8 protein-coding genes are annotated in these 15,986 nt (G+C 64.6%); 3 read left to right on the top strand and 5 right to left on the bottom strand.

Annotation, left to right across the window (positions count from 1 at the left end; translation table 11 throughout):
- Positions 1-201 precede the first annotated feature (201 nt).
- Positions 202-3,945 (bottom strand): bifunctional diguanylate cyclase/phosphodiesterase, encoded by a 3,744-nt coding sequence (locus EP26_RS32245; protein ID WP_052389502.1) that lies wholly within the window; start codon positions 3,943-3,945, stop codon positions 202-204.
- Positions 3,946-4,530: 585 nt separating this feature from the next.
- Here EP26_RS32245 and EP26_RS21795 point away from each other — a divergent pair.
- The 3 genes from EP26_RS21795 to EP26_RS21785 all read left to right on the top strand — a co-directional run bounded on the left by EP26_RS21795 (position 4,531) and on the right by EP26_RS21785 (position 9,547).
- A complete protein-coding gene (locus EP26_RS21795) occupies positions 4,531-6,465 on the top strand; it encodes a PAS domain S-box protein (RefSeq protein WP_052389501.1) in 1,935 nt (644 codons plus the stop codon).
- Between the two features lie 146 nt (positions 6,466-6,611).
- Positions 6,612-7,004, top strand: a complete 393-nt coding sequence (locus EP26_RS21790; protein ID WP_157033668.1) for a hypothetical protein — start codon at positions 6,612-6,614, stop codon at positions 7,002-7,004.
- A 128-nt stretch (positions 7,005-7,132) separates the two neighbouring features.
- A complete protein-coding gene (locus EP26_RS21785) occupies positions 7,133-9,547 on the top strand; it encodes a heavy metal translocating P-type ATPase (RefSeq protein WP_043341858.1) in 2,415 nt (804 codons plus the stop codon).
- 211 nt (positions 9,548-9,758) lie between these two features.
- On the opposite strand, the gene EP26_RS21780 is transcribed toward EP26_RS21785, so the two are convergent.
- The 4 genes from EP26_RS21780 to EP26_RS21760 all read right to left on the bottom strand — a co-directional run.
- Complete coding sequence (locus tag EP26_RS21780) at positions 9,759-10,109, bottom strand: hypothetical protein (RefSeq protein WP_052213721.1); 351 nt, start codon at positions 10,107-10,109, stop codon at positions 9,759-9,761.
- A gap of 245 nt (positions 10,110-10,354) precedes the next feature.
- Positions 10,355-10,495, bottom strand: a complete 141-nt coding sequence (locus EP26_RS35100; RefSeq protein WP_157033667.1) for a hypothetical protein — start codon at positions 10,493-10,495, stop codon at positions 10,355-10,357.
- Positions 10,496-10,972: 477 nt separating this feature from the next.
- Entirely contained in the window at positions 10,973-15,241 is a 4,269-nt protein-coding gene (locus EP26_RS21775) for a multicopper oxidase domain-containing protein (protein WP_169747443.1), read from the bottom strand.
- 440 nt (positions 15,242-15,681) lie between these two features.
- Positions 15,682-15,986 (bottom strand): transposase (locus tag EP26_RS21760; RefSeq protein WP_043341844.1); only part of this gene is annotated, 305 nt, incomplete at its 5' end.

The raw sequence follows: 15,986 nt of genomic DNA, 5'->3' as shown, positions 1-15,986 counted from the left end.
TTAGAAAATTCACCGCCCCGGCGACTATCGATGCGGGACCGGGCATTGAAGTGGCTCCAGGTAAGGACCGCAGCAGGGTACTCGCAAGAACGTGCGCCATGAACGTTGCTGGTGTCTCAACCCGCTTCAGGCCTCCCGCGAGTGTAGACGTGGCTTACCAATCGGACCTCAACAGGGCGAACTGTGAGGTGAGAAGATCTTTCAAATCGCGTAAGTGACGCTTTCCAGATGCTCTCGAGCAGTGTCCAACGTCCTGAGTACTGCTGGAATTTCGTTGGCCGGACGTGGTTTGCTGAAAAGGTAGCCCTGGGCTTCGCTACAGCCCTCGCGCCGAAGCGCTGCAAACTGCTCCTCGGTTTCGACGCCCTCGGCCGTGGTGGTCATGCCGAGGCCGCCGCACAGATCGGTCACAGCCCGAACGATGGCGTTGCTCTGACGGGACTGGTCCAGGCTGCGGATGAAGGAGCGGTCGATCTTGACCTTGTCGAAGGGGAAGCGTTGGAGATAGCTCAGCGAGGAATAACCGGTGCCGAAGTCATCCATGGCGATGCGAACCCCGAGCGCCTTCAGCCGGTAGAGAATAGCCAGCGTCGCCTCGGTGTCCCGCAGCATTACCGTCTCGGTGATCTCGAGCTCAAGCCTGGCCGGGTCGAGGCCGGAGGTGGCCAGCGCCCAGGCAACGGCATCGACCAGGCCGGGGCTGGCGAACTGCACAGGCGAGAGATTGACCGCCACTTTGGGCGTACCGGGCCAGTGCACGGCGTCAGCGCAGGCGCGGACGAGAACATACTCGCCGAGCGGCACGATGAGGCCGATCTCCTCGCAGAGCGGGATAAAACGGTCGGGCGGCACTAACCCACGCTCAGGATGGTGCCAGCGCACCAAAGCCTCTAGGCCAGTAACCTGGCGCGTGGCTATCGCAACGAGCGGTTGGTAGTGCACCTCGAACTCGCCCGCGACAAGAGCCCGGCGGAGGTCGAGTTCCAAGGTGCGGCGCATCTGCATGCGCGCGTCCATCTCTGGCTCAAAGAAGTGCCAAGTGCCGCGGCCGTCCGCCTTGGCGCGGTAGAGCGCCATATCGGCGGCTCGGAGCAGTGCGTCGGGGTGAAGACCATCGCCCGGCGCAAGCGCGACGCCTATCGAGGTGCCGACCGAGATCTGGTGGCCGTCGATCTGGAAGGGGGCGGCGACCGCTTCGACCAGGCGCCGCGCCAAAGCGGTGGCATCGCCGGGCTGGTCGGCGCATGACTGAATCAACGCGAACTCGTCACCGCCGAGGCGGGCGAGGGTGTCGGTGTCGCGCAACTCGGCCCGCAGTCGGTCAGCGACGGCACAGAGCAGGGCATCCCCAACCGGGTGACCGAGCGCGTCGTTCACCTCCTTAAAACGATCGAGGTCGAGGCAGAGTACAGCGAAACCCTCACCGAAGCGTGCCCGGGCGATCGCGCCGTCCATTCTTTCGCGGAACAGCACCCGGTTCGGCAGCCCGGTCAGGGCGTCGTGGTGGGCGAGGTGTGCGATGCGCTCCTCGGCCTGACACCGCTCGGTCACGTCGATCACCACGCCCACTGCTGCAACAGGCCTGCCGTCGGCGTCATATTCATAACGAGCCCGCGCCTCGACATGGCGCAGGCCGCCGTCGAAGACCCGGCGGACACGATAATCGCAGCCACCCTCTGCCTCACCGGCGGCCAAGCCGCGCGCGATCTCGGCGCAGAGCCGCTCCCGATCCTCGGGCAGGATTGGCGACCACCACGCATCCTCGGTCAAAGCGCCGCCCTCGGGCAGGCCATAGATCGCTCGCGTTTCGGCGCCGACAGTCACCACCCGCTTGGCGAAGTCATGGCGGAAGGTGCCAATACGACCAACCTCAAGGCTGAATCGCAGCAACGCCTCAGCCTCACGGGCCTCGGTGACGTCGACGATGGCACCGGTCGAACCGATGATTTGTCCCTCGGTATCATGCTGGTAGCGCGCGCGAGCCTCGATATGCCGTATCTGCCCGTCGTTCATACGACGGCAGCGATAGTGGAACGAGGCCTCAGACAGGCGGCGGGCGCGGGCATCGGCCATTTCAGCGACGATACGCTCACGATCTTCTGGCAAGACTGTCGCGAGCCAGGTCGCGGTTGGGATTAGATGGACGCCGTCCGGAAGCCCGTGGAGCGCGCGTGTTTCGGCGCCGCACCAAATGTCGCCGTTGGCATCACGGGCGTAGGCGCCGATTCGCCCGACCGCCATGCCGAGCCGCAGCATCTCCTCGCTCGCCCGCAGTCGTTCCTCCGCTTCACGCCGCTCGGTGACATCGATAGCCACACCAACCGAGCCGATCGGATGACCGTTGTGATCGAACTGGTAGCGAGCTCTCATTTCGACATAGCGCAAGCTACCGTCCATCGGGCGCCGGATGCGGTAGTTGCAGGCAATTTCAGGTTCGCGTCGGGCAATGGCGTCTCGGATCAGGGCGGCAACGCGGACCCGGTCTTCCTCCACCAGCGATGCTATCCATTCCTCAGGCGGTATCGGCGCGTCGCCCGCGGGCAGGCCGAAGATTTCACGTGTCTGCGGACCGCAATGCAGGGCGCCGGTGGCGAGGTCACGCTGGAAGCTGCCGATCCGGCCCACGGCTTGGCCCACGCGTAGCATCTCCTCGCTCGCCCGTAGCCGCTCGGCCGCCGTTCGACTCTCGGTGATGTCCTGCGCCACGGCAACGCATCGGGTGGGCCGCCCGTCCGCACCGCGCGCCGAGACGGTGATGCTGAGGTGGACCCACACAACTGAGCCGTCCGGGCGGAGGTAGCGCTTTTCCGCGTCTTGGAACCCTGCCATGGCGCCGACGGCATGCCACCCCTCCAGGTCAGCCTCAGGGTCCTCGGGGTGGATCACATCGGTCGGGCCCAGGCCACCAAGGAGCTCGGCCTGGCTGCGACCGGTCATCTCACAGAAGCGAGCGTTGACCCGAATGAAACGGTACCCGGCCGTGTCTACCTCGGCGATGCCCACGCTCCCAGTCTCGAATACTGCACGCAGTGCATCGTCGCGCTCAGCCAGGGCATTCGCGGCTGCCTCCCGTTCGCGCAAGAGGGCGAGTTCCGCCTCAGCCGCGTTTGCTGCCGCCCGAGCGTGGGATTGGCGACCGGCCAGAAGCACGCCTGCTGCGATGAACCCCTCGATCAGCAGGGCGGCAAAGCCAACGCGCCATGCCTCGCGCCGCCATGGGGCAAGCACCTCGTCGTACGCGCGTGTCACCACAGCTACGAGAGGGAACTCGCGAAGTGCCTGTGCGCCGAGGATCCTTTTGACGCCGTCGACTGGGCTCGTGGTCCGCAGAGCGCCGCCCGCGGATACCAGGAACAGCTTAGTAAAGATCTCGCTCTGCGCGATCGAGCCGCCGATAGCCGCTTCGACCCGGGGATGCCGTGCGAGCAGCACTCCATCGCGCCGCACGAGTGTGACCGAGCTCCCCCGCCCAAGGGAGAGCTTGCTAAAGAACGCCTCGAACCGCTGGAGGTCGACTGCGGCACCCACGATCCCAAGGAGGCGCCCATCATCGCTGCGGATCCGGCAGGCGACGAAGATGGTCCAGTTGCCGTTAAGCTGGTTCCGCACCGGAGCGCTTAAGAAGGTGTCCGGCCCGTCACCGCGCCGCAGGGCCTCGAAGTAGTCGCGCCCAGCAACGTTGATGTCCGGCGCGGGAAAGGTAGTGGAGTTGGCAACCACCCTGCCGTCCCTGTCGATCAACAGGAGGCGGTCAACCCGCGGCATAGCCGCCGCGCGCGCCCGCAGGGCGTCGTGTGCCTCGCGCGTCGCCGAACGGTGACGAAACTCCTCTGACGTGGCGATTCCTTCGGCACGCAGCCACTCAGCAACGCTGAGTTCGAGGTGCTCGACCGAGCGGAAGCCATCCTCGAGCCAGTCCGCCAGAACGAGAGAGAGGTTCCGCACCTCATGCTCCGCATCACGCAGAGCCGCTTCGCGTTGTGTGGCGAGGTAACCGACCGCCGCTACCGCGACACCGGCACCAAGCACGGCGCCAAGGCCTACCCGCCACCAAGAGGCTCTCTGCTCCCTGGCAGTTTTGGAGCGCAGCACGGGAGGGCAGTGATCCGCTCGGTTCAGCCATCTGGCGTTAGCGAAAGGCAACTGGGGCAAACGACGGCTCCAGACACGAGACCTACGGCATCTTTGCCGAACTAAACTCTCAATACCGTGAGTTGGGAGCACCTGAAACGAGGGTTGTGCCTCGTTTTCTCGCTTACCTGCGCGTTTGACCGGTCGTTGCGAGGTTGTGGAGGATGCGAACATCCACGCTGACCTCCACCGTGGGCCAGGACTGCCACACGAGCGCAGTCAGTTGGTCACTCCTTCCAAACCAATTTTGTACCAATCCGCCTCCGCTTCTTCTCTGAGGCCATGCCCGATAGCGCTCGCGCTCATCTCTCGGTTTTGTTATTAAGCTTTCGATTATGTTTTAAGTTCCACGATACTCTACCGTTGGTTGTTGATATTCGGTAGCTGGATGAGAATGACTTGGCTTCTGCCCTGACCCGCTGGCTCTTCGATCCGACTGGCCTCACACCGCATGGCTTCTGCCTGCTCTGGGAGCCCTGGCTCATCTGGACGCATGGCTTAGCCAATGCAGCCATCGGTATTGCCTACTTCTCTATCCCGCTCGCCCTAGTCACCTTCGCCCGGCGGCGGCATGACCTAGTGTTCCGGCCGATCTTCTGGCTCTTCGCCGCCTTCATCCTGCTCTGCGGTGCGGGGCACTGGATGGACCTTCTCACCCTTTGGGTTCCGGCCTACGGCGCCGAGGCCATCGTCAAGGTGCTCACCGCCGCCATCTCGGTCGCCACCGCCATTGCGCTCTGGCCTTTGATGCCCAAGGCTATCGCACTGCCTTCACATGCGCAGATCCAGGCAGCCAGCAAAGCTTTGGCCGAGAGCGAGGAGCGCTACCGCGGTATGTTCGTTGAAGCGCCCGCAGCCATGCACTCGCTCGACATCGATGGCCGGATTGTGGTGGTCAGCAAGCGCTGGGCCGAGTTCATGGGCTACAGCCGGGAAGAGGTTGTTGGCCGAGACTTCACCGAGTTCCTGACGCCGGAGGCGGCTCGTGCTTTTGCTGAAACCTGGCCGTGCTTCTTGGAGGAGGGTGTCCTCGATGATGTGCGCTTCCAGATGGTGAGGCGTTCCGGCGAGGTGGCTGAGGTAGAGATCTCGGCCCGCGCCTTCCGCAACACTGCGGGCGCGTTCGTTCGCACGCAGGGCGTGGTGACCGATGTCACCAAACGCGTCCAGGCAGAGGAAGGGTTACGGCACGCGCAGAAGATGGAGGCGATTGGCCAACTCACGGGCGGCATCGCGCACGACTTCAACAACGTGCTCCAGGCCGTAAACGGCAATCTCGAACTGATCCGCCGCCGTCTGGGTAGCGATCGACCGGACATCACCCGGCTTGCGGGCAACGCGCTCGAGGCTGGCACAAAGGCAGCGGGACTCACATCGCAACTTCTCGCCGTCGCCCGCCGCCAGCGCCTCGAGCCACGGCCATTGAACCCGACCGAGGTGGTTGAGGGCATGCAAGCCTTGCTGGCGCGCACTCTGGGCGAGCGGGTCGCGCTGCGCGTGGAGGCCGATCCCGGGGTCAGAGCCTGTCTGGCGGACCGGAACCAGTTGGAATCCGCGCTGCTGAACCTCGCAATCAATGCGCGTGACGCTTTCGACGGCGCAACCGGTACGCTGACAATCTCGGTTCTCGCCGAGAGCGTGAAGGGTGCGGCAGATGGTTGGCCGCCCGACGGTACCTACGTCAGCATCGCGGTCCGCGACGATGGTCCGGGGATGTCGGATGAGGTACAGCGACGCGCTTGCGAGCCGTTCTTCACTACCAAGGCGCCAGGAAAGGGAACCGGGCTTGGCTTGGCGCAGATCCACGGTTTTGCGCACCAGTCTGGAGGCAGCGTACGGATCAAGAGCGCACCAGGTTGGGGCACGGAGGTTGCCATCCTGCTGCCTGCGAGCAGCGAGACGGTCCGGCCGGATGCAGCGGCGCCTGTGCTCGAGGCCAAGCTTGAAGCTGGGTTGGGCGAGACGGTGCTCCTCGTGGAGGATGACGCAATCGTCCGTAAAGCCCTTGCGGAGACGCTGAGTGACTTGCGTTACCGCGTGGTCGAGGCAGCGGACGCCGATGCCGCCTTGGCGATGCTGGAGAGCGGCCTCGGGCTAGACGTAGTGCTGTCGGACGTGATGATGCCGGGCACAATGGATGGGGTGGACCTGGCGGCGGAACTCCACGCGCGCTGCCCCGGGCTGCCCATTGTGTTGGCAACGGGCCGCGTCGACGTCTTGCGCGGCAGGCTGCTCCCGCCACAAGTGAGCATGCTCCGGAAACCACTCAGCCGTGCTGGAGTGGCAGCCGCTGTACGGCGTGCCCTAGCTAGTGTCGACCTATCGATCCATTAGTCTATGTAGCCAAAGGGGAGTTGGCTGGTAGCGCTAGGGAGGCGGCGATCGCCACCTGCTTGGCACGCACGTTCCGCTAAGCATCCGACTGCCAGACATTCCTTGCCCGCAGCGCGTTCAGCGTAACCGCCAGCGACGATGAGGCCATGACCAGGGCCGCAAACAGGGGGATGACACGGCCGGAGACGGCCATGGGCACCGTAACGGCGTTGTATCCCAGCGAGAACGCGATGTTCTGCCGCATCAGTCGCTGCGCTCGCCGCGCCGCTGCGATAGCCTCCGGCAACGCGTCCCGAGCGACCGGCACGTCGCAGGGCCTCCTCGACCACATAGCGTTCATGGACATAGACGCGAAGGACGTGAAGGTCGAGGACACCGACCTCGGTGCCACAGTCTCGTGGGACGTCGGCGGGGAGGACGGCTCCATCCTGCTCCTCGAGGTGGCCAAGGACGACCTGCGGCAGAGCGACTTCATGTTCAACACACCGCAGTTCGTGGACGGCACCAGTGACATCGGCTCCTGGTACATCTTTGGCTGACGGCTGCGGGCGCCGGTCCGGCCATTTCGAGATCGGCGCCCGCTTGACCTTCCCATGATGGGAAACCCCACCTTGCCGACGACGGACCAGCACCGGCCCGCCTGAGCGGACCATCCGGAGACGGCACGATGAGCGGACAGCAAGGCCACGGACACGAGCACCATCACGGGCAGCACCGGCATGGCCCCGGCTGTACCCACGACCACGGCCACGGGCACAACCATGGTGCTGCGACGGCCGAGGCAACCCTGGTCACAGATCCGGTCTGCGGCATGAAAGTGGATTTGGCGACCTCGAAGCATCGGCTGGAGCACAGCGGGACCACGTTCCACTTCTGCTCGGCCGGGTGCCGGGGAAAGTTCGAGGCTGACCCGCAGAGATACCTGGCGCCGGAGAAGACGGCGGCGCCGACGGCGGCGCAGAAGGCCGCCATCTACACCTGCCCGATGCACCCGGAGATCCGGCAGCAGGGGCCGGGTAACTGCCCGATTTGCGGCATGGCGTTGGAGCCGTTGGAGGTGACCGCCGAGGCCGCGCCGAACCACGAACTCACTGACATGACTCGGCGGTTCTGGGTCGGCTTGGCTCTGACCCTTCCCATTTTCATCCTCGAGATGGGCGCCCACATTCCCGGCCTCGGCCTGCATCATCTGGTGCCGCCCAGAACCTCGGTTTGGATCCAGTTCCTGCTCGGGACGCCCGTCGTGCTCTGGGCCGGGTGGCCCTTCTTCGTTCGCGGCTGGCAGTCGGTGTTGAACCGCAGCCTGAACATGTTCAGCCTAATCGCGCTCGGGACCGGGGCTGCTTACCTCTACAGCGTGGTCGCCACCTTCCTGCCCGGCATCTTTCCTGAAGGATTCCGGGGCGCGGACGGCACGGTCGCCGTCTACTTCGAAGCAGCGGCGGTCATCACCGTGCTCGTCTTGCTTGGCCAAGTGCTGGAGCTCCGGGCGCGCGAGGCGACCGGCGGCGCCATCCGGGCCCTGCTAAACATGGCGCCCAAGACGGCACGGCGGATCCAGCCGGACGGCCATGACGAGGAGGTCGCGCTGGCGGAGGTGCAGGCTGGTGACCGCCTGCGCGTACGGCCGGGCGAAAGCGTGCCGGTCGATGGCGAGGTGCTTGAGGGCGGCGGCGCCGTGGACGAATCCATGGTCACCGGAGAATCCCTGCCGGTGGAGAAGGCGCCCGGCGCCAAGGTCATTGGCGGCACGGTGAACGGAACCGGCTCTCTGGTGATGCGGGCGGACAAGGTCGGCTCCGACACCATGCTGTCCCGCATCGTGGCCATGGTCGCCGAGGCGCAGCGCAGCCGGGCGCCCATCCAACGTATGGCCGACACGGTGGCGGGCTGGTTCGTCCCGGCCGTCATTGCGGTCGCGGCGCTGGCCTTCATCGCTTGGGCGGTCTGGGGACCGTCACCGGCGCTGTCCTACGCCCTGATCGCGGCCGTCTCGGTCCTGATCATTGCCTGTCCCTGCGCGCTCGGGTTGGCTACGCCCATGAGCATCATGGTTGGCGTCGGCAAGGGCGCCGGTGCCGGGGTGCTCATCAAGTCGGCCGAAGCGCTCGAGCGCATGGAGAAGGTGGACACCCTCGTCGTGGACAAGACCGGCACCCTGACTGAAGGCAAACCCAAGGTCGTGGCCGTCGTTCCTGCGACGGGGCTGACCGAGGCCGAGGTGCTGCCGCTCGCCGCCAGCCTGGAGCGGTCGAGCGAACACCCGCTGGCGGCTGCGGTGGTGGCCGCGGCCAAGGAGCGCGGCCTGGCTTTCGGCGAGCCCGCCGACTTCGCCTCTGTCACCGGCAAGGGCGTGACCGGCACCGTAGATGGGCACCGGGTCGCGCTGGGCAATGCGCGGCTGATGCAGGAGCTCGGAGTGGACCTGGGTGACTTAGCCACCCGGGCCGACGACCTGCGGCGTGAGGGTGGCACGGCACTCTTCCTTGCCGTGGACGGCAGGCCAGGCGCCGTTATCGCAGTGGCCGACCCAGTTAAACAGACCACGCCCGCCGCGCTGGAGAGCCTGCGCCGTGAAGGCATCCACATCGTCATGCTGACGGGCGACAACAGGACGACAGCAGAAGCAGTGGCCCGCAAACTTGGCATCGACGAGTTCCAGGGGGATGTTTTGCCCGAGGACAAACACCGCATCGTCCGAGAACTCCGGGCCAAGGGGAAGGTCGTCGCCACGGCGGGCGACGGGGTGAACGACGCCCCGGCGCTGGCCGAGGCTGATGTCGGCATGGCCATGGGAACCGGCACAGACGTCGCCATGCAGAGCGCGGGCGTGACGCTGGTTCGCGGAGATCTCGCGGGCATCGCGCGGGCACGCAAGTTGTCGCACGCGGTGATGCGCAACATCCGGCAGAACTTGTTTTTTGCATTCATTTACAATGGGTTAGGCGTTCCTGTTGCGGCTGGCGTGCTCTATCCTTTCACCGGCATCCTGTTCAACCCTATCGTTGCCGCGCTAGCCATGGCGCTGAGCTCGGTGTCCGTCATCGCCAACTCGCTTCGGTTACGAGCGATAAAACTTTGATGGGCTCTTTGACCGAAGTATCCTTGAGGAAGGCAGGTTAATCCTTGCCTTCCCCGGCGTGCCGGGCGTGGATTGAAACTGCCGCATATTGCTCATCGTCGCTCGCCAGAAGGTATCGAGGCAAGGACGTGATGCATTCGGCGCCCGGACAGTCTCCGGGCGCCGTGGATGCTTCGGCTAATTGGCAGTCCACCCGGCCGCCTGCTACCGTTCAGTGCCTGTGCTGACTTGCGCCGCCCGACGCGGTTCCTCCGGCGCCCTGCCGCATCATCTGGTCGCAATGAGCCATCATCGCCTGCATGTCGGGGCTCATCGTGGCGCCCTGCCGCATCTGCTGACGCATCTGCGCGCAGTGGGCCATCATCTGCTCCATGGTCATGCCGGACATGTTGTGGCCCTGCATGCTGGACATGTTGTGCCCAGCCATGCCCTGGGAACCCATGCCAGACATGCCGCCGGTCTGCTGGGCGGGCGGCGGGGTCTGCTGCTGGGCGCAGGCCGCGAGCGATAAGCCCAGTGCCAGCGCGAGGCCAGTGCGGCGAAGTGTCCCGATGTAGATCATCCCAGCGTATCTCCTTCGTTATCGTGTGCACCGCCGTTGGTTGGCCGCGGCGCGAGCAGGCGCCGACGGCCCGCCTCATTGCGGGGAACGCCACCGTATCTGCGAAGATGCCGGGCGCCTCCGTCCGGAACGCGAATGCCGTGTGACAAAGTATGAAAGCGCCCCTTGACCCTCCCACGGCGGCAGGTCCCAGGTTCGCGGGCGGCTCACCGTAGACCGGGAAGGAGACGTTCGTGCCGGAAGGATCACATCTCGAGGACCAAATTCTGGCGGCGCTTGAGCGGGCTCTGGCCGAGGGTCGGTTGGAGGCGGCCGAGCACCTGCTTCGCGCCCTGGAAGCGCTTTGTGAGGATGGCCTGCCGGGGGCATCCCTGGCGGTCGCTCATCTGGTCGCTTCCGAGGAGGGAGTGCCGAAGCGGTCCGGCCGCTGAGAGCAGCACCGGCCCAAGCTGAGAGCAGGGGTTGGGAGGCGACCTCTTGAGCCGCTTGGTTCGCTACGGCACCGTCGGGGGGCGTGCCGAGAATCCGGGACGGAACCCCGAGAGCGACGAAGCTCATCGGGCCATCTGTCGCTCGTGCTGTTCATCGCGCGCCGGGCGCGGATCGCCAGGCACCACTCACGGCGCGGCGAGGCTGGTCCGCGCTAACAACGCGGCTCTGCTTGCCCTCTTAATGCGGATCGCGACGACGTCCGCCAAGCGGGGGCGGTCTGACGCGGGTCAGAGCCGCCCCACGGAGGGGGGTAAGCCACCCCACCCGCTCCAGAGTGGCGCCTGCCGTAGGCTGGCAGCGCCCGAGCAGCGACCTTTGTGGCGAGTTCCTAGATGTGTTCCGCGCCAGTGCTCCCGAGGCATCCGTCAAGCCTACCGCCTGCGCTTGGCAAGCAGTCCAAACATCCAGCCAACGGCCCCAGCGATGGACAGGGATGCCATGGGCTGCTGCCTGACGGCTTCGGTCGTTTTGGACAGCACAGAGGATGCTGTTGTGGACTTGCCCACCCGAAGGATGCCCCAAAGCCCCTGAGGCACCGCCCATTTCAGTATGCCGCTCCGGTAGGCATAGTCCCCGGCGCCATGGACCTTGAACTCGAAGGTCCTAGCGGTTCCGGTGGTGATGGCCGCCTCCGACGCCACGAACGGCCCCTTCTTCTGGCCCAGGAAGCGGTACTCCGGCCACGTCACCCCGTGGACGGTGAAGCTCTGGTTACGAGGTTTGTCGGTCGCGCCGATCAAATGGAGCCTGACGGTGCTCCGCTTTGGAACACGGAAGACGGGGGTCGCAGGATGCGGATTCGAAAGCCAGCCCTCGGTCTTGCCTTGCAGGATGCGTTGTATGTCGGGTCCGACCGGCTCGGAGCGGTAGTTGAAGCCCTTCTGCCCCTGATCCTCGTGATCGGGTTCGTCCTCGCCCGCGCCTGGGGGTTCGTCCGCAATGGGCATGTGGATGTTGCCGCGCAGATAATGCCGAAGGCCATCTTGGAGTAGCAGCACAACCTCCTCGATGCGTTCCTTCCCATGTTCGCCATTGACGACCAGCGTAGCGCGCGGGCCATCCCAGGCTTCCTGCTTGCCGGTGGCCGTCTGCTGCCCGGGCCTCACCCAAAGCGGGGTGGCATCTTTCGGCTCAACGATCAGTGCGCCAATCAAGCCGTGGTGCCGGTGATTGCGGAAGTCCGCCATGTCTTGAAGGAGGAGCGGACCCAGCGGCTCACCCCCATTGGGATTGGGATTTTCCGCCGACGGCGGCGGCCGGTCGGTATGCCATTCGTAGACTACTGCTGGTCCGCCCGGGGCCGCGCTCTGCGGGGAGGCGTCCACGTTGCGCCCCACATTCGCGCCATCAGATTTCGTCACGTCGTATCGAAGAAGGTCCGCGTGCATCGACACCTGGGACGAAACCGGGCGCTCCGGCCGGTTCGAGAAGGGATTGCGCTCCTCGACGGGCACTCGTGGCGCGAAGGGCTCTGGCCTCAGTTTGGTGCCGGGCGGAAGGCCGTTCGTCAGGCGCACTCTCACCGTCTCGCCCTCACGGCACCGTAGCACCAGCGGCACCGCGGGATTTTCGGAGCGAGGCTGGCGAACGGGTATCTCGATGCCGTCCGGACCGATGATCCTCTCAAGCTGGTAGACAAGGCCGAAGGGGTCAACAAGATCCGGGTCTCGGTAAACAATCCTTCTTCTCTCTGCCCGAACGTGGAACTCGCGTATCAAGGCAGGATTCGGCAGGGCGGCTACGGGCGGGTTACCAAGCTTCCTCAGACCCCCGGTTTTGTCGTCGCCGTCGGTAGTCTGGTAAGCTCGGATGAGGCCCCAGCACCCTAGCCAGAGGTCGTCGGCGCTGGACAGCTTGTAGAGGTAGTCTCCAGGCAGGTAGGGCTCGTTCTGGATGAAGGTGAACGCCTCGGACAAGCCGAAGGTCTGCTGGTTGCGGATGGCGGAGTCTGGGTTCACGCGGAAGCGCTGCCACCTCATGCCGTGGATCTGAAAGCTGTGCTGCTCCTCATGCGATCCCTGGACGAGGCGGAACCAGATGGGATCTCCAGCGAAGGTGTTAAAGCGCACGGTGTAGGGGTCGCGGTTGTATGGCTCCCTCGAACTGAACCACAGGGCCGGGTCAACCATCTCGGCAGGCGGGGACGCTGTCCGGAGACGTTCGTGGATAGGATCGCTGCGATAGTTCAGACCCATGACGCCCTGGTCGCCGTGACCGCCAGGGTGTTCCGGAGGGTTCAGCGGGTTGCCGTCGCGGTCCCACATTGGGATGAAGTCGCCGATGCCCACGCAGAACTCGCGGAACCACTCCGGCGCGCGGCCCGGCACCCTGATGCGCGCCTGCATGCCACTGACGATCTTCTTGTCTTCAGTCGGATGGTAGAACTCCGCCCCGGGAGGCTCGACGATCAAGGCGCCGAATAGGCCGTGCTTCTGGCGGTAGTTGGCGAAGAGATGGTCGTGGAAGAAGATGGTGCCAAACTCCTGGTCCAGCCACCAGCGGTATATCATCTTCTTCCCGGCAACCGGGCCGCTGAGATAGTTCCAGCCAACACTGGCTCCGTCGGCGCAGATCGGGTCGAACTTCACCATGTGCACATGCAGCGCGCACTCGCCCTCCCACGGCCGTTCCTCACAGGGAGGAAACGCGTGGTCAAACTCGGTTTTCGGAATTTCGAGAGGCAGGTCGTTCTTGAGCGTTAAGTTCAGGATCTGGCCGTGCTGCGCGCGGAAAAACAGCGGCTGCTTGACGCCGCCCTCGGCTGGTTCGCCGTCAGCGGTTCGGTAGTAGAGATGGCCGTGCTTATCGTGCCATCCGTGGCCGTTGTAGTGGATCGGCGTCAGCGTCACGGCGATGTCGTGCGCCACCTCCCGGTCGCCGTTCCCACTGTACTGCGATGGGACGTTTTCTGGCCATTCCACGCTCTGCCCTTCACTGAAAGGTCGACGCGTGAACATCTCGCCCGGAACGGGCCTGTCATTGAACGCTCCCTTCTCGAGCTCCGTTGGATTCGGGCGATAGTCGTAGTTCGCTGGAAGCGCTTCGTACTCGAGAGGCCATGGAGGGACCGGCGACTTCTGTTGGGTCCTGCCTGGGATGTAGAGGGGGTAGCCAGGATGTTCCGGTGTGGGCGCGGGAGGTACTCGACCCGGTAGAGGCCACAGCCGTTCGATGGGAGTGCCGTCGGGATAGTGGTCGAGCCTCCGTCCTTGGTAGACGGGATCCGGGTCGGCAATCAGCGGGCTTTCGACCTTCTCCTCCGCCCCTTTTTGCAAGGTCTCGAAGGTGCGGAACATGCCCCACATGCCTTCGTGGAAGTGCGGGTAGAGGTGGCAGTGCCAGATCACGTCCCCCGCAACCTGGTGCCGGTTGCCTGCCCCCCAGGCGGGTTCGATGGTGTGGGCTGTCTGAGGGCTGACGGAGATCGCGTCGATACGTGGAGAGGTCTTGTCGTCAGGGACCGCGTGCCACTCGTAAAGATGGAGGTGGAAGACGTGCGTTTCCTTGACGCCCGCGTGCACGAAGCGGATGCGCACCGGATCGCCGATGTAAGCCTTCAAGATCGGTGTCGCGGGGTCGCCGAATAGCCAACTGCTGTGGTGCTGCTCCTCGTTGAGCACCGGAGGATCCAGAACGTGTTTTTTCTCCTGCACCCAATGCCAAAGGGTCCGTTCGCGGTTCACCATCGGCTCGGCGCGGTAGGACACGGGCATGATGGGCAGATGGTCGTCGCCCGCGCCATGGCCACCGTGCTCGCCTCCCGCACCTGGTAGCGGGTTCTCGGCCAGGCACGGATCCCGCCCGACTATGTTATGCGGCGGGAGGAACTCGGGCTCGTCGTGGAAGAAGATCACAAACTCGCGGTGGTCCTCCTTGTCGAACTCGTGCTCCTCCTGTGGGTCTCCCCATTTGTGACCGGGTAGCGTGCTGTCCGAGGTCGGGAATACTTTCGACGGTTCCTGGCCGCTTGGGATGATGTCGAGGTAAAGCCCGTCCATCTGGCCTTCGGTCGAAGTGCGGCCAGTGACGGGATCGCGCCAGATGGCATGTTCGGGCTCGACAATCAGGGCGCCAAACAGGCCATGGACGTTGGTTCCGTCTTCGCCACCAGAGTAGCTGCCGCCATCATGGAACGGGAAAACGCCTTCGTTTTCGCAGGTCCATCTGTAGTGGCGATGTCCGCCGGGCGCCGCGAGGGAGTGACCGTTTGCACCGACTTCGGACCCGTCGCTCGACTTCACGTCGTAGCCGCCGCCGACCAAATGCAGTCCAACCCAGCGGCCTTCGACTTCGTTGCGTAGCCTAATGGAAAGAGTCCGGTGCCTGTTTACTCGAAGTACGAGCGGACGGACGAGCGGGTGCGGAGCTTTCGCCTTCTCTTGGCAGGTCGGAAACGGCATGCCCAGCCGGATCGCAACCTCCTTCGCCGCCGTTTCATAAGCCTTCGGGTCTGTGCCGTCCGCCAGCGCACGAATGTACTTGAGAAGGGGGAGGTTGACGTCGAGAGCATAGATCAAGCCGTTATGGTCATGATCACCCTCTCGGTTGAAGTAGATCGGCATCTGAAGGGCGGTGACGTGATACTCCGCTGAACCTGCGAAGGCATGAACGTCACCCACATTCCCGACTTTCTGGGCCATCATTTCCTCCCGACCAGACGGTGGAATTCCATGTGCGCGAATTGCCGAGCCCGTTGCTCAGCAAAGAGATGGTTCGGCTTGTCCGTTGGCGACTTTGCGGCCCTAACCGGCTTGCGCGCCTCAAGTAGTCACGACACCCTTGGCAGGTAAAACGTCCCTTTTACTGTTTAGCATGTGAAGTTGGTGGGCTGGGTTTACGCAAGGCCAAAGTGGTCCGCCCTAACGCTCCATGACGCGGTGGTGACACCCTGGGACACGCTTCTTGTGAACGTGACAGAGGTGAGCCGCAGCAGCGGCGTGCGTTCACCCCGAGTTGCGGCTCAAGCGGCAGCGCCCGGCTATCGATCTACGTGTCTGCGTCCGACGCTTGTGCCGGTCAGGTGGTGGACGGCCGTGCATCCGGTGCCGAGTGGCTTGCTCGTGTTAGAGTCCATCCGGGATCATTCTGTTCTCTGACATAGCCTTCGAAGCATACGTCGGACGGAGGCCCATTGCAGGAAGGCAAGCGCGCGACGGTTCAGGCACTCCCAATCCTTGGCCAATCGTCGGCAGCGGTTGAGCCAGGCGATGGTGCGCTCGACGATCCAGCGCTTCGGCAGCACGACGAACTTGCGTAACTCGGATCGCTTGACGATCTCCAGGTTGATGTGGCGGCAGGTCGCGCGCAGCCCGGCCTGGAAGTTGGCGCCCTGGTACCCGCCATCGGCGTAGAGCTTCAGCAGGAAAGGGTAGAGGCCGAACAGCG

The sequence above is a fragment of the Belnapia moabensis DSM 16746 genome (assembly GCF_000745835.1).
Lineage (GTDB): Bacteria > Pseudomonadota > Alphaproteobacteria > Acetobacterales > Acetobacteraceae > Belnapia > Belnapia moabensis.
Note: the sequence above shows the minus strand (reverse complement) of the source record. Positions and strands in the feature narration are given on the sequence as shown.

Bases quoted from the DNA above. Each gene is read 5' to 3' on its own strand.
- EP26_RS21790 (WP_157033668.1), top strand. From the start codon at position 6,612: ATGACCAGGGCCGCAAACAGGGGGATGACACGGCCGGAGACGGCCATG.
- EP26_RS21785 (WP_043341858.1), top strand. From the start codon at position 7,133: ATGAGCGGACAGCAAGGCCACGGACACGAGCACCATCACGGGCAGCAC.
- EP26_RS21780 (WP_052213721.1), bottom strand. From the start codon at position 10,109: ATGATCTACATCGGGACACTTCGCCGCACTGGCCTCGCGCTGGCACTG.
- EP26_RS35100 (WP_157033667.1), bottom strand. From the start codon at position 10,495: ATGAGCGACCGCCAGGGATGCCCCCGGCAGGCCATCCTCACAAAGCGC.
- EP26_RS21775 (WP_169747443.1), bottom strand. From the start codon at position 15,241: ATGGCCCAGAAAGTCGGGAATGTGGGTGACGTTCATGCCTTCGCAGGT.